16 protein-coding genes are annotated in these 22,005 nt (G+C 66.1%); 8 read left to right on the top strand and 8 right to left on the bottom strand.

Translation table 11 applies throughout. The features are described 5' to 3' along the window. Window positions 1–143 precede the first annotated feature (143 nt). A complete protein-coding gene (locus AAHB16_RS26945) occupies window positions 144–3,014 on the bottom strand; it encodes a valine--tRNA ligase (protein ID WP_342052459.1) in 2,871 nt (956 codons plus the stop codon). A gap of 138 nt (window positions 3,015–3,152) precedes the next feature. Here AAHB16_RS26945 and AAHB16_RS26940 point away from each other — a divergent pair, with 138 nt between their 5' ends. After that, window positions 3,153–5,507: a UvrD-helicase domain-containing protein gene (locus AAHB16_RS26940; protein WP_150372494.1), complete on the top strand. Its 2,355-nt coding sequence runs from the start codon at window positions 3,153–3,155 to the stop codon at window positions 5,505–5,507. Here the strand turns inward: AAHB16_RS26940 and AAHB16_RS26935 are convergent, their stop codons facing one another. The 4 genes from AAHB16_RS26935 to AAHB16_RS26920 all read right to left on the bottom strand — a co-directional run bounded on the left by AAHB16_RS26935 (window position 5,508) and on the right by AAHB16_RS26920 (window position 8,992). Then, entirely contained in the window at window positions 5,508–6,305 is a 798-nt protein-coding gene (locus AAHB16_RS26935) for a BPSS1780 family membrane protein (protein WP_150372493.1), read from the bottom strand. It abuts the gene before it with no gap. A 5-nt stretch (window positions 6,306–6,310) separates the two neighbouring features. Then, window positions 6,311–7,294 (bottom strand): homoserine kinase, encoded by a 984-nt coding sequence (locus AAHB16_RS26930; RefSeq protein WP_342052458.1) that lies wholly within the window; start codon window positions 7,292–7,294, stop codon window positions 6,311–6,313. A 197-nt stretch (window positions 7,295–7,491) separates the two neighbouring features. Continuing rightward, window positions 7,492–7,920 carry a DUF2782 domain-containing protein gene (locus tag AAHB16_RS26925; protein WP_223851301.1) on the bottom strand — a complete coding sequence of 143 codons (429 nt, stop codon included), beginning with the start codon at window positions 7,918–7,920 and terminating at the stop codon, window positions 7,492–7,494. Window positions 7,921–8,044: 124 nt separating this feature from the next. Then, window positions 8,045–8,992, bottom strand: coding sequence for an LOG family protein (locus AAHB16_RS26920; RefSeq protein ID WP_191002131.1), 948 nt, complete (start codon window positions 8,990–8,992; stop codon window positions 8,045–8,047). A gap of 4 nt (window positions 8,993–8,996) precedes the next feature. On the opposite strand from AAHB16_RS26920, the gene polA reads away from it, so the two are divergent. From polA to AAHB16_RS26900, 4 genes are all read left to right on the top strand, one after another. Next, window positions 8,997–11,828 carry a DNA polymerase I gene (polA, locus tag AAHB16_RS26915; RefSeq protein ID WP_150372491.1) on the top strand — a complete coding sequence of 944 codons (2,832 nt, stop codon included), beginning with the start codon at window positions 8,997–8,999 and terminating at the stop codon, window positions 11,826–11,828. 275 nt (window positions 11,829–12,103) lie between these two features. Beyond that, complete coding sequence (locus tag AAHB16_RS26910; protein ID WP_150372490.1) at window positions 12,104–13,447, top strand: NAD(P)/FAD-dependent oxidoreductase; 1,344 nt, start codon at window positions 12,104–12,106, stop codon at window positions 13,445–13,447. Between the two features lie 71 nt (window positions 13,448–13,518). Further along, window positions 13,519–14,394: a dienelactone hydrolase family protein gene (locus tag AAHB16_RS26905; protein WP_150372489.1), complete on the top strand. Its 876-nt coding sequence runs from the start codon at window positions 13,519–13,521 to the stop codon at window positions 14,392–14,394. Window positions 14,395–14,521: 127 nt separating this feature from the next. Then, complete coding sequence (locus tag AAHB16_RS26900) at window positions 14,522–15,328, top strand: ZIP family metal transporter (protein ID WP_342052457.1); 807 nt, start codon at window positions 14,522–14,524, stop codon at window positions 15,326–15,328. Between the two features lie 36 nt (window positions 15,329–15,364). Here AAHB16_RS26900 and AAHB16_RS26895 read toward each other — a convergent pair whose 3' ends face one another. From AAHB16_RS26895 to AAHB16_RS26885, 3 genes are all read right to left on the bottom strand, one after another. Beyond that, complete coding sequence (locus AAHB16_RS26895; protein WP_150372487.1) at window positions 15,365–16,234, bottom strand: sulfurtransferase; 870 nt, start codon at window positions 16,232–16,234, stop codon at window positions 15,365–15,367. 42 nt (window positions 16,235–16,276) lie between these two features. Next, window positions 16,277–17,200 carry a DMT family transporter gene (locus AAHB16_RS26890; RefSeq protein WP_150372486.1) on the bottom strand — a complete coding sequence of 308 codons (924 nt, stop codon included), beginning with the start codon at window positions 17,198–17,200 and terminating at the stop codon, window positions 16,277–16,279. A 62-nt stretch (window positions 17,201–17,262) separates the two neighbouring features. Further along, entirely contained in the window at window positions 17,263–18,366 is a 1,104-nt protein-coding gene (locus AAHB16_RS26885) for an aromatic ring-hydroxylating oxygenase subunit alpha (protein ID WP_150372485.1), read from the bottom strand. 381 nt (window positions 18,367–18,747) lie between these two features. Here AAHB16_RS26885 and AAHB16_RS26880 point away from each other — a divergent pair, with 381 nt between their 5' ends. From AAHB16_RS26880 to dxs, 3 genes are read left to right on the top strand one after another with little or no spacing between them, the layout of a single operon-like run. Then, window positions 18,748–19,029, top strand: a complete 282-nt coding sequence (locus AAHB16_RS26880; protein WP_150372484.1) for an exodeoxyribonuclease VII small subunit — start codon at window positions 18,748–18,750, stop codon at window positions 19,027–19,029. After that, a complete protein-coding gene (locus tag AAHB16_RS26875; RefSeq protein WP_150372483.1) occupies window positions 19,026–19,910 on the top strand; it encodes a polyprenyl synthetase family protein in 885 nt (294 codons plus the stop codon). The genes AAHB16_RS26880 and AAHB16_RS26875 overlap by 4 nt, the downstream gene beginning before the upstream one ends. A 60-nt stretch (window positions 19,911–19,970) precedes the next feature. Continuing rightward, window positions 19,971–21,890 carry a 1-deoxy-D-xylulose-5-phosphate synthase gene (gene dxs, locus AAHB16_RS26870; RefSeq protein ID WP_342052456.1) on the top strand — a complete coding sequence of 640 codons (1,920 nt, stop codon included), beginning with the start codon at window positions 19,971–19,973 and terminating at the stop codon, window positions 21,888–21,890. Window positions 21,891–22,005 lie beyond the last annotated feature (115 nt).

Raw genomic sequence — 22,005 nt, 5'->3', positions numbered from 1 at the left:
GTGGCTGTTGCCGGTGCATTACCGTGCCGGATGGCCGGGGGGGTCGTCTGTCCGTGACTGTCCGACTTTTCTCACAATAGTCGGATGCTGCACGGAAAACGGCACGCAACTTCCATGCCGATCCCCGCGCGGTGTCTCGTAGTTCAGGCGGCGGGCAGTCGCTGTAGTTGATCCTGCAGCTTCGCCAGCGTCTGTTCGAAATCCGACAAACGCTGCGTTTCCTGCGCGACGACGGCCGGCGGCGCCTTGGCCACGAAGCTTTCGTTGGACAGCTTGCCGCGGCACTTGACGATTTCGGCACCGATGCGATCGGCTTCCTTGGTCAGGCGGATACGCTCGGCCGCCACGTCGATCTCGATCTTCAGCAGCAGGTGGTTCCCGCCGACGATCGCCACCGGCGCGCCGGCACCCTCGCGCATCAGCTCGGATTCGTCTTCGAACACGCGCACTTCCGATAGTTTCGCGAGCGCCTGCACATAGGGCCCCACGGACTTCAGGAACGCGCTGTCGCCGTGCGCATAGAGCGGAATGCGTTGCGCCGGGGAAATATTCATCTCGCCGCGCAGGTTACGGCACGCGTCCACCACGGCCTTGAGCTGCGACACCCATTGCTCGGCGGCTTCGTCGATCTTGGCCGCCGCGGGCTGCGGGTAGGCCTGCAGCGCGATCGACTCGGTGCCGTCGCCCTTGGCGCGGTCCGCCAGCGGGGCGACCTTTTGCCACAGTTCCTCGGTAATGAACGGGATGATCGGGTGCGCGAGGCGCAGTACCGTCTCCAGCACGCGCAGCAGCGTGCGGCGCGTGGCGCGCTGTTGCGCGGGCGTGCCGTTCTGGATCTGCACCTTGGCCATTTCGAGGTACCAGTCGCAGTACTCGTCCCATACGAACTTGTAGATGGCGCTGGCGATGTTGTCGAAACGGTATTCCGCGAAGCCCTTGTCCACCTCGGCTTCCACGCGCTGCAGCAGCGACACGATCCAGCGGTCCGCCTGCGAGAAATCGAGATAGCCTTCGGGGCCGCAATCCTTGTTGCACGGGCCCATGCCGCAATCATGGCCCTCGGTGTTCATCAGCACGAAGCGCGTGGCGTTCCACAGCTTGTTGCAGAAGTTGCGGTAACCCTCGCAGCGGCCCGTGTCGAAGTTGATGTTGCGGCCCAGCGTGGCCAGCGACGCGAACGTGAAGCGCAGCGCGTCGGCGCCGAACGAGGGAATGCCGTTCGGGAATTCCTTCTTCGTCTTCGACTCGATGCGCGGCGCGTCCTTCGGACGGCGCAGGCCCGTGGTGCGCTTCTTGAGCAGCGGCTCGAGTTCGATGCCGTCGATCAGGTCAACGGGGTCCAGCGTGTTGCCCTCGGACTTGCTCATCTTCTTGCCTTCCGAGTCGCGCACGAGGCCATGCACGTACACGGTGTGGAAGGGCACCTTGCCGGTGAAGTGCCTGGTCATCATGACCATGCGCGCCACCCAGAAGAAGATGATGTCGTAGCCGGTGACCAGCACCGACGACGGCAGGAAGTGCTGGATCTCGGGCGTCTCTTCGGGCCAGCCCAGCGACGAGAACGGTACCAGCGCGGAAGAGAACCACGTGTCGAGCACGTCTTCCTCGCGGCGCAGCGGGCCGGATCCGCCGGCTGCCTGCTGCTTCGCCAGCGCTTCTTCCTCGGTGCGGCCGACGTAGCAGTTGCCCGCGTCGTCGTACCAGGCCGGGATCTGATGGCCCCACCACAGCTGGCGCGAGATGCACCAGTCCTGGATGTTCTCGAGCCACTGGTTGTACGTGCTGTTCCAGTTTTCCGGCACCAGCTTGATCTCGCCGCTCTTCACGGCGTCCAGCGCCACGTCGGCGATGGAACGGCCCGGGAAATACGTGCCTTCCGGGGCGGGCTTGCTCATCGCGACGAACCACTGGTCGGTCAGCATCGGCTCGATCACGCTGCCCGTACGCTCGCTGCGCGGCACCATGAGCTTGTGCTTCTTGATCTCGCCGAGCAGGCCCTGCGCGTCGAGGTCGGCGACGATCTGCTTGCGTGCGTCGAAGCGATCGAGCCCCGCATACGCGGCCGGCGCGTCGGCGACGATCTTCGCGTCGAGCGTGAGGATCGACAGTTGCGGCAGGTTGTGGCGCTGGCCCACCGCATAGTCGTTGAAATCGTGGCCCGGGGTCACCTTGACCACACCCGTGCCGAACGCGCGATCGACGTATTCGTCGGCGATCACGGGAATCTGGCGATCGGTCAGCGGCAGCTTGACGAACTTGCCGATCAGATGCGCGTAGCGCTCGTCTTCGGGGTGCACCATCACCGCGGTATCGCCGAGCATGGTTTCCGGACGCGTGGTGGCCACGGTCAGGTGGGTCAGGCCGCGCACGCCGTCGGCTTCCACGAGGGGGTAGTGGATATGCCAGAGCGAGCCGTCTTCCTCGACGCTGTCCACCTCGAGGTCCGACACCGCGGTGCCGAGCACGGGATCCCAGTTGACGAGGCGCTTGCCGCGGTAGATCAGACCCTGTTCATACAGGCGCACGAACACCTCGGTCACGGCCTTCGACATGTCCGGGGACATCGTGAAGTACTCGCGCGTCCAGTCGATCGATGCGCCCATGCGGCGCACCTGGCGCGTGATGGTCGAGCCCGACTCTTCCTTCCACGCCCAGACCTTCTCGGTGAACTTCTCGCGGCCGAGGTCGTGGCGCGAGACGCCCTGCGCCTCCAGCTGGCGCTCCACGACGATCTGGGTGGCGATGCCCGCGTGGTCCGTGCCAGGTACCCACAGCGTATTGGCGCCGCGCATGCGCGCGTGGCGCGTCAGGCCATCCATGATGGTCTGGTTGAACGCGTGGCCCATGTGGAGCGTGCCGGTCACATTGGGCGGAGGCAGCTGGATCGCGAAGTTCGGCTTGGCGGGGTCGAACGTCGGCTGGGCAATGCCGCGGCGCTCCCATTCGGGGCCCCACTTCGCCTCGATGGCGGCGGGTTCGAAGCTCTTGGCAAGGGACTGGTCTTCTGCGGTCATGCTCGGTGTCGCTCGGTATCGGTATGTCTTAGGGGCCGCGTCGGCAAAGGCGTCGGCGAAACGACAAATTATAGGGGATAAGGGGCCGGTATAATCCCGGCTATCCGCAAAGGCCCTTTCTTGACGCAAATCCAGCGAATGTCCAACCTGCTCGCCAATCTCAACGCCGAACAACTCGCCGCCGTCACGCTACCCGACGAGCCGGCGCTGATCCTGGCGGGCGCTGGCAGTGGCAAAACCCGCGTGCTGACCACCCGGATCGCCTGGCTGATCCAGAACGGCCACGTTTCGCCGGCCGGCGTGCTCGCGGTGACCTTTACCAACAAGGCGGCCAAGGAAATGCAGACGCGGCTGGCCGCGATGCTGCCCATCAATACGCGCGGCATGTGGATCGGCACGTTCCACGGGCTGTGCAACCGCATGCTGCGCGCGCATTTCCGCGATGCGGGCCTGCCGCAGACATTCGCGATCCTCGACTCGCAGGACCAGCTTTCGTCGCTCAAGCGCCTGCTCAAGGCGCTCAACGTCGATGACGAGAAGTACCCGGCCAAGAACCTCCAGTACTTCATCAATAACGCGAAGGAGCAGGGGCTGCGGCCGGCCGACGTCGAGGCCAACGACGACTACAACCGCCGTTTCGTGGACCTGTACGCCGCCTACGACGAGCAGTGCCAGCGCGAAGGCGTGGTCGATTTCGCCGAATTGCTGCTGCGCTGCTACGAGCTGCTGCGCTACAACGACGCGATTCGCGAGCACTATCAGCACCGCTTCCGCCATATCCTCGTCGACGAGTTCCAGGACACCAACGTGCTGCAATACCAGTGGCTCAAGATGCTGGCGGGGTATGGCACGGGCCGCGCGGCCGCGGTGTTCGCGGTGGGCGACGACGACCAGAGCATCTATGCGTTCCGGGGCGCGAACGTCGGCAATATGCGCGACTTCGAGCACGAATTCCGCGTGCGCCAACTGATCAAGCTCGAGCAGAACTACCGTTCGCACGGCAATATCCTCGATTCCGCGAACCATCTGATCTCCCATAACTCGCGCCGGCTCGGCAAGAACCTGCGCACGGACGCGGGGCATGGCGAACCGGTGCGCGTGTTCCAGGGCGGCTCGGACGGGCAGGAAGCCTCGTGGATCGTCGAGGAGATTCGCGACCAGATCGCGCAGGGCATGTCGCGCTCGGAGATCGCGATTCTCTATCGCAGCAACGCCCAGTCGCGGGTCATCGAGCATGCGCTGTTCTCGGCCGGCATCGCGTACCGCGTCTATGGCGGCCTGCGATTCTTCGAACGCGCCGAAGTCAAGCATGCACTGGCCTATCTGCAACTGATCGAGAATCCGCGCAACGACGCGGCGTTCGGCCGCGTGGTCAATTTCCCGACGCGCGGTATCGGCGCGCGCTCGCTCGAGGCGCTGCAGGATGCCGCGCGCCAGTACAACTGCTCGCTGTCGGAAGCGGTCGCCTATGTGCCCGGCAAGGCCGGCAGCTCGCTGGGCGCGTTTATCCGTCTGATCGACCAGATGCGCGCCGAAACGCGCCGCATGACGCTGCCCGAGATGGTCGAGTACGTGACCAACACGAGCGGCCTGATCCAGCATTACCGGGCCGAGAAAGAAGGGCAGGACCGCATCGAGAACTTGCAGGAACTGGTGACCGCCGCGCAGGCCTTCGTGATGGAGGAAGGCTACGGACTGGACGCGCCGGCGGCGGTGCTGCCGGCCGGGCAGACCGGCACGCCCGCGCTGGCCGAGGGCGATCAGGCCCAGCAGGTGCTCGACCCCGAGCAGTTGCCCGTGGTCATGACCCCGCTGGTCGCGTTCCTGACCCATGCCTCGCTCGAGGCTGGCGACAACCAGGCGCAGGCCGGCCAGGATGCCGTGCAGATGATGACCGTGCATGCGGCCAAGGGGCTCGAGTTCAACGTGGTGTTTATCACCGGCCTCGAAGAAGGGCTGTTCCCGCACGAGAACAGCGCGATGGAGGCCGACGGGCTCGAGGAAGAACGCCGCCTGATGTATGTGGCGATCACGCGCGCGCGGGAGCGGCTCTACCTGTCGTTCGCGCAAAGCCGTGTGCTGCATGGCCAGATGCGCTACCACGTGCGGTCGCGGTTCTTCGAGGAGCTGCCGGAAGGCGCATTGAAGTGGCTCACGCCCCCGCAGCAGGCCTACGGTGGCATGGGCGGCGGGCGCCGCGAGAAGTCGGAGTCGGCGTGGGGCCGGGACTGGTTCAAGCGGCCGGAGGATGTGGCCTACACGGGCACGAAGCCGACAGGCGGCATGGACACCGGGAACGGTTACGCCGACAGCAAGCGCGCGGCCGAAACTGGCTTCCGCGTCGGGCAGGGCGTGTTCCACAACAAGTTCGGCGAGGGCAAGATCACGGCCATCGAGGGCGAGGGCGCCAATGCCCACGCCCAGATCAACTTCAAGCGCCACGGGACGAAGAAGCTGGCGCTTGGCGTCGCCAAGCTGGACCCGATCGACTGATCAGGCCTGAACCGATGTCGCCTCCGGCTCCGCGGGGGCGATATTGAAGCAGCCGCGATAGGTGGCGTAGAACGAGCAATACAGGATCGCGAGCATCAGCAGCGAATACGGCGTGACGAGGAACGACAGCACCGCCTCCGCGCCAAACGCCGCGAACACCGCTTCCAGGAAGAACGGAATCGCGACCATCAGCAGCGCGAACAGCACCGCGTACGTAAAGAACGCGCCGCGATTCCGCCAGCATGCGGTCCAGCTGAAGAACAAGGCCTTCACGGGCGGCACGCTGTGCCACGCCGCCAGCAGCGGCGCGAACCAGAACATCATCGCGATCGGCGTGTAGAGCAGCGCGCCCAGCAGCAGCGCGTAATACAGCTGCCGCACCGACTCCGCCGACGGTTCCTCCTGCTTGAGCAGAATCGGCGCCAGCGTGCTGATATCGACGAGCGCGCCCGCGATCAGGCTCAGCGTGAATACCATGACCGCATAGATCGCGCCGAGAATGAGCAGATTGCGCGTGGCCTGCTTGCCGTTGGTCCGGAACCCCGATAACAGCACGGTCGGCAGCACACGCTTGTTCTGGATCACGTCGCGACAGGCCGTCATCACCCCCACGTACAGGCCGGGCGTCACCACGAGCAGCGCGATCACGCCGAACAGCGGCACGAAAATGGCCAGCTGCGCCGCGATCAGGTAGATGAACAGCAGCATCAGGAACGCGAGCGGATTCTTGCGAAACAGCCAGATGCCCTGGCGGAACCAGACGTAACCTTCCTTGGCGGGAACTTCCAGTAATTGCATGGGAATCAGATCCAGGGGAGCGCGGTGGCGTCGACGCGCCGGCGCAGGATACGTTCGAAGTGGGTCGGATCATGCGGTTGCAGCATGTCCGCCTCGCGCGGCAGGAAGAAGTCCCACAGACGCGATACCCAGAAACGGAGCGCGCCGGCACGCAGCATGTCCTGCCAGTGCGCGTGTTCGTTGCCGGTCAGCGGCCTCACGGCATGATAAGCCGCGAGCAGCGCGCGCGCACGCGCGTCGTCGAGCGTGCCCGTGGGCACGTCGATACACCAGTCGTTGACGGTCACGGCCAGATCGAACAGCCACTTGTCGTTGCCGGCAAAGTAGAAGTCGAAAAAACCGCCGAGCTTGTATTTGCCCTGTTCGGCGGACTCGAACAGCACGTTGTCGCGAAACAGGTCGCAGTGGCAGGGCCCGCCCTCCAGCGCCGCGTAATCGGCGCTGCCGAAGAACGCGGTCTGGTGCGCGATCTCGTCGCGCAGCAGCGCATGCTGGTCCGCATCGAGGAACGGCGTGATCTCGGGTTCGGTCTGCTGCCACCAGGCCAGGCTGCGCAGGTTCGGCTGCTGCCGCGCGTAGTCCACGCCGGCCAGATGCATGCGGGCGAGCATGTCGCCCACCTCGGCGCACTGCTGCGCGTTGGGGGCCAGCTGCGAGCTGCCGGGCAGGCGGGTGACGATCGTGGCGGGCTTGCCCTTGAGCGCGCGCAGGATCTCGCCGTCGCGCGCGGGAATCGGCGCGGGCACGCTGATGCCGTGTCCCGCCAGATGCGCCATCAGGTGGAGGTAGTAGGGCAGCTGTTCGAACGTCAGCCGCTCGAAGATCGTCAGCACGTACTCGCGCACGTGCCCGTCCCGCTCCATCGTCAGGAAGAAATTGCTGTTCTCGATGCCCGAGGCGATGCCGCGCAGCGCGCGCACTTCGCCAAGGTCGTAATCGAGCAGCCAGCTAGCGATCTCGTCCTGCGAGACCGTGGTGAAAACAGCCATTGTTGTCGTGTGAATCGATGCGGAATGCGGCGAATCTGCAAGCGGAAGGGTCCGCGGGCAAACCTGCCGCCACGGCGGGCAGAACCCGCCGGGCCGGCGCGGACCGGCGAGACCGCCAGTCCGTGGGTGAACAGAATCTGAACTGCGTTGGAACGATGCCCTGGCTACGCGGCCATGCGGTAACTGGCCCGCGCCCGTCACCACTGCAGGTTGACGGACGGCACGCGGTTCACGTCATGGTCGCGAAACTTCGGCGAACTATCTTCCGGCTTGCTCATCTGGTAGCTGGTGCCGAACCCCGATCGTACCTGGATGTCCGTGGCCTGCCCCTTGTTGCGATACTCGCGCACCTGCGTGCCATCGCGTTCGTTGAGCTCGAAGCTCGGCTCCCGCGGCTGGTTCAGCTGGCTCTTGACCGCCGGCGCGATCGGCTGGTTGTTGATCCGGTTCAGTTCCTGCTGGGTCAGTGCATTGCTCTGCTCGCCGTTCGGCTGGGCCATGGCCAGCGCGGGCGCGCCGAGGGCAAGCGCAATGCCCGCGGCAGCGAACAGGCGCTTCAGCGAGGCGGCAGGCGGTACGTCGCCATCGTCGGATGTGACGAGGCGTTGTTGCGTGGGGGAGGTCATCCGGGGCTCCTGAGCGTGCGGCGGCAGGTCCGGCGGCGCCGGACCTGGCAAACAGGATTCCATTCTAGCAATTCCTGCCGCACTCTGGCCGTTCCCGTGGCGCCCGGGCCACCCCAGCAATGCCTTACAGATAGAACATTTCTTCTTTCGGCGGAATCGGGTGGTCGCCGCCGCGCTTCTCGTAGTACTCGTACACCGCCTCGAGAACCTCCTGCGGCTCATCGACGATCTTCATCAGGTCCAGATCGTGCTCGGCGATCAGGCCCATGGGCAGCAGCGTGAAGCGGAACCAGTCGAGCAGGCCCTTCCAGAAGCGGCTGCCGTACATCACCACCGGTACCGAGCGCGACTTGCCGGTCTGCACGAGCGTGAGCACCTCGGCCAGTTCGTCGAGCGTGCCGAAGCCGCCCGGCATCACGATGAACGCATCCGAGTTCTTCACGAACGTGACCTTGCGCGTGAAGAAATGGCGGAACCGCATGGCGATGTCCTGGTAAGGATTGCCCTGCTGTTCATGCGGCAGTTCGATATTGAGGCCGACGCTCGCGGACTTGCCCGCGTGCGCGCCCTTGTTGGCTGCTTCCATGATGCCCGGGCCGCCGCCCGAGATCACCGCGAAGCCCGCGTCGGAGAACAGCCGCGCGATCTCGATCGTCTTCTGGTAGTACGGCGAGTCCTCCCGCAGGCGCGCGCTGCCGTAGATGGAGACGGCCGGGCGGATCTCCGAGAGGTACTCGGTCGCCTCGATGAACTCTGCCATAATCGTGAACATTTGCCACGAGGCGCGCGCCTTCTTTGCGGTTGCGCGGTCTTCGTCGGCGAGCGCACGAAGGCTCGGAATCATCTTGCGCGGGTTGGTGCGCGCGGCGGCAGCCGCAGCCGCGGCTTCCTGTTCCTCGGGCGATTTGCCCTCGGCAGCGGCATCGGCCTTGGCCGCGATCGCGGCCGCGTGGGCCGACGCCGCTTCCGGCGGAGGATTCACGGTATTGCCCGAGATGTCCGAGACATCCGTATCAGCGAGGGGGGTTCCGGCGTCGCCGCCGTTCGGAGCGCCTGTCAATTTTGAGTCCATGGGAATGTCGGATAGTCCAAAAACACTCTTGCTCGTCGATGGATCGAGCTATCTGTATCGCGCGTATCACGCGCTGCCGGATCTGCGAAATGGCGAGGGGCTGCCCACAGGGGCAATCTACGGCATGATCAACATGCTGCGCAAGCTGCGCAATGATTACCCGGCAGAGTATAGCGCCTGCGTGTTCGACGCCAAGGGCAAGACCTTCCGCGACGATATGTATCCGGCCTACAAGGAGCATCGTCCGTCGATGCCCGAGGACCTCGCGCGCCAGATCGAGCCGATCCACGAGGCCGTGCGCGCGCTGGGCTGGCCGATCGTGGTCGTGGAGGGCGTGGAGGCCGACGACGTCATCGGCACGCTGGCGCGCCAGGCGACGGCGCAGGGCGTGCGCACGGTGGTCTCCACCGGCGACAAGGACCTCGCGCAGCTCGTCGATGACCACGTCACGCTCGTCAACACGATGAGCGGCGAGGTGCTCGACCCGCCCGGCGTGGTCGCCAAGTTCGGCGTGCCGCCCGAGCGCATCGTCGACTATCTTTCGCTGATCGGCGATGCCGTGGACAACGTGCCCGGCGTGCCGAAGGTCGGTCCGAAGACCGCGGTGAAATGGCTGTCCGCCTACGGCACGCTCGACGCCATCATGTCGAACGCGGCCGAGATCAAGGGCGTGGTCGGCGAGAACCTGCGCAATACGCTGGAGTGGCTGCCCAAGGCGCGCGAGCTCGTGACGGTGAAGACCGACTGCGATCTGCGCGAGGCCGTGGCGGACTTCCACGCGCTGCGCGAGCTCGGCGAGGACAAGGACCAGCTCGCCGCGTTCTTCGCGAAGTACGGCTTCAAGTCGTGGCTGCGCGAACTGACGGGCGAAAGCCTGCCGAATCTGGCCAATGCGGCGCGCAATGGCAAGGGGGCCGCGTCGAAGGCCACGCCGTCGGCACAGGGCGGTCTGTTCGATCAGCCGGCCGCGTCGGGCCATGACGAGGCACTGCCCGCGGCGGACCTGCCGCCAGCCGAGGTCAGCTACGAGACCGTGACCACCGAGGCCGCGCTCGATGCGTGGATCGCGCGCATCGTCGATGCGCCGCTCGTGGCCATCGATACCGAAACCACGTCGCTCGATCCGATGCTCGCGCAGCTCGTGGGCATCTCGCTGTCGGCCGAACCGGGTTCGGCGTGCTACATCCCGGTCGCGCATCGCGGCCCGGACGTCGCGGGCGTGGACAATTACGGCCAGCTGTCGCGCGAGTACGTGCTGGAGCGGCTGCGCGCGTGGCTCGAGGATCCGTCGCGGCCCAAGCTCGGCCAGCATCTGAAGTACGACGCGCACGTGTTCGCGAACCACGGCATCGCGCTGCGCGGCATCGAGCAGGACACGATGCTGGAGAGCTACGTGCTTGCCTCGCACCGCAATCACGGCATGGACAGCCTGGCCGAGAAACTGCTCAACGTGAAGACCATCACGTACGAGGAAGTCTGCGGCAAGGGCGCGAGCCAGATCGGCTTCGACCAGATCGACCTGCAGCGCGCGACGCAGTACGCGGCCGAAGATGCCGACGTGACGCTGCGCCTGCACCGGAACATGCATCCGAAGATCGAGGCCGCGCAAGGGCTGCGCTACGTCTACGAGAAGATCGAGATGCCCGTCTCGGTGGTGCTGCAGAAGATCGAGCGCAATGGCGTGCTGATCGACGCCGACCGCCTCGGCGCGCAGAGCGCGGAACTCGGCCAGCGGCTGATGGACATCGAGCAGGCCGCCTATGCCACGGCGGGGCAGCCATTCAACCTCGGTTCCCCGAAGCAGATCGGCGAGATCCTGTTCAATCAGATGAAGCTTCCCGTGGTCAAGAAGACCGCGAGCGGCGCGCCGTCGACGGACGAAGAGGTCCTGCAGAAGCTCGCGGAAGACTATCCGCTGCCGAAGATCCTGCTCGACTATCGCGGCCTCTCCAAGCTCAAGTCCACCTACACGGACAAGCTGCCGAAGATGGTGAACCCGAACACGGGGCGCGTGCACACGAGCTATGGCCAGGCCACGGCGGTCACGGGGCGGCTCGCCTCGACGGATCCGAACCTGCAGAACATTCCCGTGCGCACCGAGGAAGGCCGCCGCATCCGCGAGGCCTTTATCGCGCCGCCGGGCAGCGTGATCGTGTCGGCCGACTACTCGCAGATCGAACTGCGCATCATGGCCCATATCTCGGGCGACGAGAACCTGCTGCGCGCGTTCGCCAACGGCGAGGACATCCACCGCGCGACCGCGGCGGAGATCTTCAACGTCGAGCGCGAGGCGGTGTCGAGCGAGCAGCGCCGCTACGCCAAGGTCATCAACTTCGGCCTGATCTACGGCATGAGCGCGTTCGGCCTGGCGAGCAATCTCGGCATCGAGCGCGAGGCGGCCAAGCACTATATCGACCGCTACTTCATGCGCTATCCGGGCGTGGCCCGCTACATGGAAGAAACGCGCCAGACCGCGCGTGAACAGGGCTACGTGGAGACCGTGTTCGGCCGGCGCCTGTGGCTGCCCGATATCAACGGCGGCAACGGCCCGCGCCGACAGGCGGCCGAACGCGCGGCCATCAACGCGCCGATGCAGGGCACGGCGGCGGACCTGATCAAGCTGTCGATGATCGCGGTGCAGGACTGGCTCGAGTCCGAGAAGCTCGGCACGCGCCAGATCATGCAGGTCCACGATGAACTCGTGCTCGAAGTCCCCGAGGCCGAGTTCGAGCACGTGAAGGTGAAGCTGCCCGAGCTCATGTGCACGGTGGCCGAACTGCGCGTGCCGCTGGTCGCCGAGGTGGGCCACGGCGCCAACTGGGAGGAGGCGCACTGAAGAGGCTGTACTGAAGAGGCTGCACCGAGGACGCCGCGACGCGTACCGAGGTGTGCAGGCGAATGCAGGAAAATACCCTCATTCGCCGTATGGTCTGTACCCGTCCAGTGCCCCCGCGCACTGTGCACCGTGCGGTTTGCGCGCGCGGTCTAGTATGGAACACATCGATTGGCAGGCTTGCCCGGTTTGCTGCAATGCAGCAAACTGATAGCAACGAGCCTTGCGCCACCCAGCGCGGCCAACAGTGTTTCCAAAAAGATAACGGGTAGACCCAAATGACCAGTGAGAGAGAAGGCGCGGTACGGCAGGTCCATCGCATCATCGTGGTAGGCGGCGGGGCAGGCGGGCTGGAGCTCGTCACCCGGCTCGGCGACAAGCTGGGCAAATCGGGCGCGGCGCAGGTGATCCTCGTCGACCGCTCGCCCACGCATATCTGGAAGCCCCTGCTGCATGAAGTGGCGGCGGGCAGCATGGATCCGAATACCCACCAGCTCGAGTACGTCGCGCAGGCGCGCTGGCACAACTTCGAATTCCAGCAAGGTGAACTGACCGGCATCGATCGTGCGCGCAAGACGATTTCCGTGGCGGCGTGCGTCGATCTCGAAGGCGACGAACTGCTGCCCGCGCGCGAGCTTGCCTATGACACGCTCGTGCTGGCCATCGGCTGCGTCACGCATTTCTTCGGCGTGCCCGGCGCGGCCGAGAACGCGATCGCGCTCGATACGGTCGATCAGGCCGAGCGGTTCCGCCGGCGTCTGATTGCCGCGTGCGTGCGCGCGCAGAACGGCCGCGGGCGCGTCGGCGCGGATGGCCGGCCACGCATCGATATCGCGATCATCGGGGCAGGCGCCACCGGCGTCGAGTTGTCGGCCGAGTTGCGCAACACCGCGCATGTGCTCAACGCCTACGGGCTGCATCAGCTCGATCCGCGCCGCGATATCCATATCAACGTGATCGAGGCCGGTCCGCGCATTCTGCCGGCGCTGTCGGAACGCGTCTCCGCCGAAACCACCAAGCTGCTGCGCAAGCTCGACGTCGGCGTGCTGACCGCCGAACGCGTGACCGAGGTCACGCCCGACGCGGTGCTGACCGCGAGCGGCAAGCGGATCGACGCGGACCTCACCGTGTGGGCGGCCGGCATTACGGCGCCCGCGGTGCTCAAGACGCTGGACCTGCCGGTCAGCCGCATGGGGCAGATCGTGGTCGGGCCGACGCTGCAAAGCGAGACCGATCCGGACATCTTTGCGTTCGGCGACTGCGCTAGCTGCCCGTGGCCCGAGCAGCAGACCACGGTCCCGCCGCGCGCGCAGGCGGCGCACCAGCAGGCCACGTTCCTCTACGACGCCATTCGCGCGCGCCTCGACGGCCGGCCGCTGCCGAAATTCCAGTTCAAGGACTTCGGCTCGCTCGTGTCGCTCGGGCACTTCAGCGCGGTGGGCAGCCTGATGGGCGGGCTGATCGGCGGCTCGATGTTTATCGAGGGGCTGATGGCACGCGTCATGTACACCTCGCTGTACCGGATGCACGTGCTGGCGCTGCACGGCGCGCTGCGCATGGGGCTGGATACCGTGACGCACTGGCTGCGCAGCAAGACGAATCCGCGCGTGAAGCTGCACTGATCGGCGTGTGCACGGGGCGGCATGTTTTCCCCTAGAATCAGCGGCGCTGCCCTGATTCCCGGAGAAACCGCATGTTCAAACCCGAAGTGGAAAGCCTCGTGCCCGGCCAGACGTTCGATCGCCGCGCGTTCGTCAAGACCGCGCTGGGCTCGGCGTTCGCCGCCGCCGCGCTGCCCGTCACCGCGCAAACGATCAAGACCGACTTCGCCGGCCTGACCGCCGGCGAGGTCACCGTGTCCTCCAACGGCTTCAACATGCCGGTCTATCGCGCCCAGCCCGAAGGCAAGTCGAACCTGCCCGTCGTGCTGGTCATCAGCGAGATCTTCGGCGTGCACGAGCATATCGCCGATATCTGCCGCCGCTTCGCGAAGCTCGGCTACCTGGCGGTCGCGCCGGAGCTGTTCGCGCGCCAGGGCGACCCGTCCAGCTTCGGCACGATCCAGGAACTGCAGACCAACATCATCGGCAAGGTGCCCGACGCGCAGGTCATCGGCGACCTCGACGCGCTCGTGGACTGGGCCGGCAAGAACGGCGGCGACCTCAACCGGCTCGGCATCACGGGCTTCTGCTGGGGCGGCCGTATCACGTGGCTCTACACGGCGCACAGCAAGCGCATCAAGGCCGGCGTCGCGTGGTACGGCGCGCTGGTCGGCGAACCCACTTCGCTCAAGCCGCGTAACCCCATCGATATCGTCAACGACCTGCACGCGCCCGTGCTCGGCCTGTACGGCGGCAAGGACACCGGCATCACGCAGGAACACGTGGCGAAGATGAAGGCGGCGCTCGCCGCGTCGTCCAACCCGAACGCCAAGGCATCGACGTTCGTGGTCTATCCCGAAGCGGGCCACGCGTTTCACGCCGACTATCGCGCGAGCTATGTCGAGGCCGCGGCGAAGGATGGCTGGCAGCGTTGCCTGGCCTGGTTCAAGGAACACAAGGTTGCGTGACCGTTCGACGAACGGAGGATTGCAATTCGCGCAGACCGTCGTACAATGCGGTCTTCGCGTTTTTGCAACCGTGTTGCGTTAAATCGGGCAGCACGGCCCCGGGGAGTCCATCATCCATTCCACGCTGTTGTATATCCTGCTTGCCGCGCTGATTTCGGGCGTGGGCAGTATTCTCGGAGCGGCGCTGCTGTCCCTGACGGTAGCCTCGCGCGTGGTCGAGCGCATGGTGAGCTTCTCCGTGGGCGTGCTGCTGGCGACCGCGCTGCTGCATTCGCTGCCGGAAGCGTTCGAGTCGGGCGCGGACACGCGCGCGCTGTTCGGCACGCTGCTGGCCGGGCTGCTGGGCTTCTTCCTGCTGGAGAAGCTCTCGCTGCTGCGCCATTCGCATCATCATGAGGGCGATGGCCACCACCATCACCATGGGCACGACCGCGAAGAAGCCGGCCGCAGCGGCATGACGATCCTCGTCGGCGACACGTTCCACAATTTTGCCGACGGCATCGTGATCGCCGCGGCGTTCCTCGCCGACCCGCATATCGGCATCGTGACGGCGCTGGCCATCGCCGCGCACGAGATTCCGCAGGAAGTCGGCGACTTCATCGTGCTGCTCAATGCGGGGTTCTCGAAGGCGCGCGCGTTCGCGTTCAACCTGCTGTCGAGCCTCGCGGCCGTGATCGGCGGCATCGTCGGCTATTTCCTGCTCGACCAGCTGCAGGCGTGGATTCCCTACGTGCTCGTCATCGCGTCGAGCAGCTTCGTCTATATCGCCGTGAGCGACCTGATGCCGCAGATGCAGCGCCGTCCGCGCTGGCGGGAATCGGCGATCCAGGTCGTGCTGGTTGCCGCGGGCATCGCGGCCATCGTGTTCATCACCAACGGCGTGCACGAAAGCCACGCGCACCATCGCCAGCAACAGGGCGCGGCGGCACACTGACGGCCGCCCCCCCAGCCTTCCCCTGGCCGCCCGGCTTCAGTCCGCCGGGCCGGTCGCCACGGGCCGCTTCGGATCGGCGCTCCATTCGCTCCACGATCCCGGGTACAGCGCGGCACCGGTCAGCCCGGCCACCTCCAGCGCCAGCAGGTTGTGGCACGCGGTCACCCCCGAGCCGCACTGCATCACGGTCTCGGCCGGTGGCGTGCCGGCGAACAGCTGGCCGAATTCCTTGCGCAGCGTATCGGCCGATTTGAAATGGCCGTCGGGCCGCAGATTGTCTTTGAAGAACCGATTGATGGCGCCCGGGATATGGCCGCCTACCGGGTCGATCGTTTCGTTCTCGCCGCGGAAGCGGTCCGGTGCGCGCGCATCGACGACGAGGCGCGTCGGCGCGGTGAGGTTTTCCACGAGCGTGGCGGCATCGACCGTGGGCACGAGCGTCGAGCGCAGCGACAGATTGCCGGCCGCCTCCGGGGCGGGGTCGGGCGTATTCCCCGGCTCCAGCGGCAAGCCCGCGGCGATCCACGCGGCCTTGCCGCCGTCGAGCACGGCACTCGCTTCGTGGCCGATCCATCGCAGCAGCCACCAGAGCCGCGCGGCGTACATCGCCCCCTGCGCGTCGTACGCCACGACCAGCGTGTCGTCGTTGACGCCGAGCGCGCGCAGGCGCGCCGTCAGCAGTTCGGCGTCGGGCAGCGGATGCCGGCCGTTGACGCCGGTCTTCGGGCCGGACAGTTCGTTGTCGAGGTGCAGGTAATACGCGCCGGGCAGGTGGCCCTGGTGATACGCCTCGCGGCCCGCGGTGGGATTGGCGAGGTCGAACGAGCAGTCGATGACGACGATGTCGTGCGTGCCCCTGGCGCGCAGAGATTCGAGTTCGGTAGCGGAAATCAGCGGTGTCGGCATGGATGGACCTGTCGGGAAGTGCGTCCCGTGATCCTACACCCGCTACACCTCCGGATGGACTTCCGCTTCGGGCGACTTGACTGGCGTTGCGGGCGTCGGCTGGGCATCCGTGCTTTCGCCCGCGCGCATCAGCGTGGTGGCGATGCCGCTTGCGATGATCAGCGCCATGCCGAGCCACGATATCCAGTTCAGGCGATCGGACCAGATCAGCATGCCCCACAGGCTCGAGAACACGATGCCCGCGTACTGCAGGTTGGCGGTGAGCAGCGTGTTGCCGCGCTTGTACGCGCGCGTCATCGAGGTCTGGCCCAGCGTGGCGAGGATACCGATCGCCGCCAGCAGTCCCGCGCCGTGCCACGTATGGTGGCTGGTGCCGGCGATCAGCATCCATACGAGGCCCACCACGAGGCCCACCGCCGAGAAATAGAACACGATGCGGCCCTCGGGCTCGCCGAGCTGGCCGAGCTGGCGTACCTCGACGTAGGCGAGCGCCGTGAACACGCCCGAGATCAGGCCGATCAGCCCGCCCGTGAGCTGGTCCTTGCCGACCGACGGCTGCAGCAGGCACAGGACGCCCGCGAACGACAGCAGGATCGCGCCGATCAGCTTGCGGTCCGCGCCGCCCCCCGTGCCCGCGAGCGCCGCGCCGGCGCCCAGGATCAGCGCGATCCACACGGGCGACATGTAGTTCAGCGTCATCGCGGTGGCGAGCGGCAGGTACGTGATGGAGGTGAACCAGAGCAGCAGCGCGGTCACGCCGAAGACGCTGCGCTTGATGTGCATCGCCATCTGCGGCGTGCGGACCGGAATACGCTGGTAGGAGAGCAGCCCCCACATGATCAGCACGCCGATCAGGCTGCGGTAGAAGACGATTTCGCCCGTCGTGTAGAACTCGGATGCCAGCTTGACGCCCACCCCCATTAACGAGAACGCGAAGGCGGCGAACAACATCCAGAGCGATTGCATGACGATGAGAGGCGGGTGAAGGCGGGGCAGCGCGTGATTGTAACAGCGCATGCCCCGGGGCTTCAGCCGGTGTATTGCATCGCGCGCCGGTACCACTCGTGGAAATGCTGCATGCCGTCTTCCATCGGCGACTGGTACGGACCCACTTCGCTCACGCCGCGCTTCATCAGCGCCGCGCGGCCCGCGTCCATGCGTTCGGCGATCTCGTCGTCCTCGATGCAGGTCTCCATGTACGCGGCGCGTTCCGCCTCGACGAACTCGCGCTCGAACAGCGCGATTTCCTCGGGGTAGTAGAACTCCACGACATTGCGCGTCTTGCGCGGACCCAGCGGATGCAGCGACGAGACGACCAGCACGTTGGGGTACCACTCGACCATGATGTTCGGGTAGTACGTGAGCCAGATCGCGCCGTGCTTGGGCAGCTTGCCGTTGTTGAACTGCAACACCGCGTCGTGCCACTTCTGGTACGTCGCGCTGCCCGGGCGCTTGAGCCCGGCGTGCAGGCCGACGGTCTGCACGCTATGCCACTCGCCGAACTCCCATTTGAGGTCGTCGCACGAGACGAAGCTGCCAAGGCCCGGGTGGAACGGCACGACGTGGTAGTCCTCGAGGTAGACCTCGATGAACGTCTTCCAGTTGTAGTCGCACTCGTGGACCTCGACGTGGTCGAGCATGTAACCGTCGAAGTTCAGGTCCTCGGCCACGCCCATGCGCGCGAGATCGGCGCGGACGTCGCGTTCGCCCTCGAACAGCAGCCCGTTCCAGTTCTGGAGCGGCGAGCGGTTCAGGTGCACGCAGGGCTGTTCCGCGAAGTGCGGGGCGCCCAGGAGCTCGCCCTTGAGGTCGTACGTCCAGCGGTGGAGCGGGCAGACGATGTTCTTCGTATTGCCGCGGCCGTTGAGCATGATGGCCTGGCGATGCCGGCACACGTTGGACAGCAGTTCCACGCCACCCGCGTTGCGCACGAGCATGCGGCCTTCGTCCTCGGCGCGCAGCGTATGGAAGTCGCCGACCTCCGGGACCATCAGCGTGTGGCCGACGTACCCTGGGCCCTTCCTGAACAGCAGATCCAGTTCTTGTTGATGCAGCGCTTCGTCGAAATAGACATCCACGGGCAACTGCGAATCAGCCGGCGCCAGCTTGAGCGCGGTGCTGAGATTGGACATTATCCCCACTCCCTATAACAGGCGAAAGCAGTGAACAACCCAACCATCGAAATATGAAAATCGATTTGGGAAACAGGGGTCAGACGCCACTCGGCGCAAGGGGTTCCTTCGCGGTTCCGCATGCCGCCGGGGTGGGCCGACGAACCCGGGATTGTACCCAAGGCCAAAAAATTAAGGGACTGATTTTTCTAACTTTTTAGCGAAAATGTCGACCCGGGTCGTCATTTAGTGCCCTAGGGGGCGCATTCGCCAAAAGACGACCCGAGCGCACAAGTCACTTCCATGAACGCATCTGCTGTACTCGTCACACGCGGTTGCGCGATCAAGCGGAAATCGGCCGGTTTGGCGTAGAATCCCCGCTTCCCCTGATCAAGGCCTCTCATGCCAAGAACGACGACCGCTCCGGTCCAGCCCGACGCCCCTGCCTCGTACGAAGCCGCCATGGCCGAACTCGAGACGCTGGTCGCGAGCATGGAATCCGGTGAACTGCCGCTCGAAGCGTCCCTCACGGCGTATCGCCGGGGCGCCGAGCTCGTGCGGTACTGCCAGCAACAGCTGGAGCGCGTCGATGCGCAGGTGCGTGTCCTGGAAGGCGAGGCGCTCAAGCCGCTCGCCGCCGACACGCGCGGCGACAACAATGGCAACGGGGCAGACTTCGAATGACCGATTTTGCAAGCTGGATGCGGGCGCAGGGCGCCCGGACCGAGGCTGCCCTCGACGCGGCGCTTCCCACCACGGACACAATTCCACACACCTTGCATGAAGCCATGCGCTATGCTGTCCTCGGCGGCGGCAAGCGTGTGCGCCCCCTGCTGGTCCACGCCGCGGGCGAAGTATCCGGTGCCACGCCCGAGGCTTGCGATGCCGCGGCCTGCTCGGTGGAGCTGATCCACGCGTACTCGCTGGTCCATGACGATATGCCGTGCATGGACGACGACGACCTGCGCCGCGGCCGTCCGACGGTCCACAAGGCCTACGACGAAGCGACCGCGCTGCTGGTGGGCGACGCGCTGCAGACGCAGGCGTTCCTGGTACTCACGCGGGCGCAGATGCTGGCGGCGGAAGCGCGCATGACGCTGGTGGCCGAGCTGGCGATCGCGTCGGGCTCGGTCGGCATGGCCGGCGGCCAGGCGATCGACCTGCAGAACGTGGGCCTGGCGATGTCTCGCGAGGCGCTGGAAGGCATGCATCGGATGAAGACCGGGGCGCTGCTGCGCGCAAGCGTGCGCATGGGAGCGTTGTGCGGAAACATCGATACGGCCGGTCTGGCCGCATTGGACCGCTATGCGGCCGCGACAGGATTGGCGTTCCAGGTGGTCGACGATATCCTCGACGTCACCGCGGATACCGCCACATTGGGCAAGACCGCTGGCAAGGATGCCGCGAACGACAAACCGACCTATGTGTCGCTGATGGGACTCGACGCCGCGCGCGAGCTGGCGGAGCAGCTGCGCACCACCGCCCACGAGGCGCTGGAAGGCTTTGGCGCACGTGCCGGGCGGCTGGCCGAACTGGCCGACCTGATCGTGCTGCGCCAGAACTGAGTCGCTATTACTGAAGAACAACAAGCCGGACGCGAAGAATCCGGCGGCCGAACGGACATCATGACCTACGCACTGCTCAACAAGATTGACGACCCTGCAGACCTGCGCAAGCTGGATCGACGCCAGCTGGACACGCTGGCCGAAGAACTCCGTGCCTACGTGCTCGAATCGGTCTCCCAGACTGGCGGTCACCTGTCGTCAAACCTCGGCACGGTGGAACTCACCATCGCGCTGCACTACGTGTTCCAGACGCCGTCGGACCGCGTGGTATGGGACGTGGGCCACCAGAGCTATCCGCACAAGATCCTGACGGGCCGCCGCGACCGCATGCATTCGCTGCGCCAGTGGGGCGGCATCTCGGGCTTCCCGCGCCGCTCCGAGAGCGAGTACGACACGTTCGGCACCGCTCACTCGTCCACCTCGATCTCCGCCGCGCTCGGCATGGCCATGGGCGCCCGCACGAAGGGCGAGGATCGCGTGGCGATCGCCGTGATCGGCGACGGTGCGATGACCGCCGGCATGGCCTTCGAGGCCATGAACAACGCGGGCGTGTACAAGGACGTGCCGCTGGTGGTCGTGCTCAACGACAACGACATGTCGATCTCGCCGCCGGTGGGCGCGCTGAACCGCCACCTCGCGCGCCTGATGAGCGGCCAGTTCTACGCGGCCACCAAGAAGGGCATCGAGAAGGTGCTGTCGGTGGCGCCGCCCGTGCTCGAGTTCGCCAAGCGCCTGGAGGAACATGCCAAGGGCATGGTCGTGCCGGCCACGCTGTTCGAGGAATTCGGCTTCGACTACATCGGCCCGATCGACGGTCACGACCTCGAATCGCTGGTGCCGACCATGCAGAACATCCGTCAGCGCGCGCTCGAGGGCCATGGCCCGCAGTTCCTGCACGTGGTGACCAAGAAGGGCCAGGGCTACAAGCTCGCCGAGGCCGATCCGATCCTGTACCACGGCCCGGGCAAGTTCAACCCGGCCGAGGGCATCCGCCCGTCGGGCAAGCCGTCGCGCAAGACGTACACGCAGGTGTTCGGCGACTGGCTGTGCGACATGGCGGCCGCCGACAAGCGCCTGATCGGCGTGACGCCCGCCATGCGCGAGGGGTCGGGCATGGTCGAGTTCGAGAAGCGCTTCCCGGACCGTTACTACGACGTCGGCATTGCCGAGCAGCACGCGGTGACGTTCGCGGGCGGCCTGGCCTGCGAGGGCCTGAAGCCCGTGGTCGCGATCTACTCGACGTTCCTGCAGCGCGGCTATGACCAGCTGATCCACGACGTGGCGCTGCAGAACCTGCCCGTGGTGTTCGCGCTGGACCGCGCCGGTCTGGTCGGCGCCGACGGCGCGACGCACGCGGGGGCCTACGATATTCCGTTCCTGCGCTGCGTGCCGAACATGATGGTGATGACGCCGTCCGACGAGAACGAGTGCCGCCAGCTGCTGAGCACCGCGTTCGCGCAGGACGTGCCGACCGCGGTGCGCTATCCGCGCGGCGCGGGCGTGGGCGCGGCCATTTCGGCCGATCTCGCGACGCTGCCGGTGGGCAAGGGCATCGTCCGCCGCGAAGGCAATGCGCGCGCGGGTCAGCGCGTGGCGTTCCTGGGCTTCGGCTCGATGGTGCATCCCGCGCTCGGTGCGGCCGAGGCGCTGGACGCGACCGTGGCCGACATGCGCTTCGTCAAGCCGCTGGACGTGGAACTGGTGAAGTCGCTGGCCGCGAACCACGATTACCTGGTCACCGTGGAAGAGGGTGCGACGATGGGCGGCGCCGGTGGCGCGGTGCTCGAGGCGCTGGCGGAAGCCGGCATCGAGATTCCGGTGCTGGTGCTGGGCCTGCCCGACAAGTTCATCGACCACGGCGACCCCGCGTTCCTGCTGTCGCAATGCGGCCTCGATGCCGCCGGCATCGAGCGGTCGGTGCGCGAGCGCTTTGCGATCGGGCAGTCGTCGGCGATCAAGGTGGCGACCCGCGTCGCCTGACGCGACGCGTTTCGCGACCCTCCCGCAATACCCGGCGAGCCCGCACACATCGTGCGGGCTTTGTCTTTCCCGGGGCAGGGTTTTGCGATCTCTCGTAGAATCCCGACTTCACTTT

This window comes from Cupriavidus sp. OTU4054 (assembly GCF_038440175.1).
In the GTDB taxonomy this organism is placed as follows: domain Bacteria; phylum Pseudomonadota; class Gammaproteobacteria; order Burkholderiales; family Burkholderiaceae; genus Cupriavidus; species Cupriavidus pauculus_D.
Note: the sequence above shows the minus strand (reverse complement) of the source record. Positions and strands in the feature narration are given on the sequence as shown.

Coding starts and splice junctions, on each gene's coding strand:
- AAHB16_RS26945 (WP_342052459.1), bottom strand. CDS start 3,014: ATGACCGCAGAAGACCAGTCCCTTGCCAAGAGCTTCGAACCCGCCGCC.
- AAHB16_RS26930 (WP_342052458.1), bottom strand. CDS start 7,294: ATGGCTGTTTTCACCACGGTCTCGCAGGACGAGATCGCTAGCTGGCTG.
- AAHB16_RS26920 (WP_191002131.1), bottom strand. CDS start 8,992: ATGGACTCAAAATTGACAGGCGCTCCGAACGGCGGCGACGCCGGAACC.
- AAHB16_RS26940 (WP_150372494.1), top strand. CDS start 3,153: ATGTCCAACCTGCTCGCCAATCTCAACGCCGAACAACTCGCCGCCGTC.
- AAHB16_RS26905 (WP_150372489.1), top strand. CDS start 13,519: ATGTTCAAACCCGAAGTGGAAAGCCTCGTGCCCGGCCAGACGTTCGAT.
- AAHB16_RS26890 (WP_150372486.1), bottom strand. CDS start 17,200: ATGCAATCGCTCTGGATGTTGTTCGCCGCCTTCGCGTTCTCGTTAATG.
- AAHB16_RS26880 (WP_150372484.1), top strand. CDS start 18,748: ATGCCAAGAACGACGACCGCTCCGGTCCAGCCCGACGCCCCTGCCTCG.
- AAHB16_RS26925 (WP_223851301.1), bottom strand. CDS start 7,920: ATGACCTCCCCCACGCAACAACGCCTCGTCACATCCGACGATGGCGAC.
- AAHB16_RS26910 (WP_150372490.1), top strand. CDS start 12,104: ATGACCAGTGAGAGAGAAGGCGCGGTACGGCAGGTCCATCGCATCATC.
- AAHB16_RS26935 (WP_150372493.1), bottom strand. CDS start 6,305: ATGCAATTACTGGAAGTTCCCGCCAAGGAAGGTTACGTCTGGTTCCGC.
- polA (WP_150372491.1), top strand. CDS start 8,997: ATGTCGGATAGTCCAAAAACACTCTTGCTCGTCGATGGATCGAGCTAT.
- AAHB16_RS26885 (WP_150372485.1), bottom strand. CDS start 18,366: ATGTCCAATCTCAGCACCGCGCTCAAGCTGGCGCCGGCTGATTCGCAG.
- AAHB16_RS26895 (WP_150372487.1), bottom strand. CDS start 16,234: ATGCCGACACCGCTGATTTCCGCTACCGAACTCGAATCTCTGCGCGCC.
- AAHB16_RS26875 (WP_150372483.1), top strand. CDS start 19,026: ATGACCGATTTTGCAAGCTGGATGCGGGCGCAGGGCGCCCGGACCGAG.
- dxs (WP_342052456.1), top strand. CDS start 19,971: ATGACCTACGCACTGCTCAACAAGATTGACGACCCTGCAGACCTGCGC.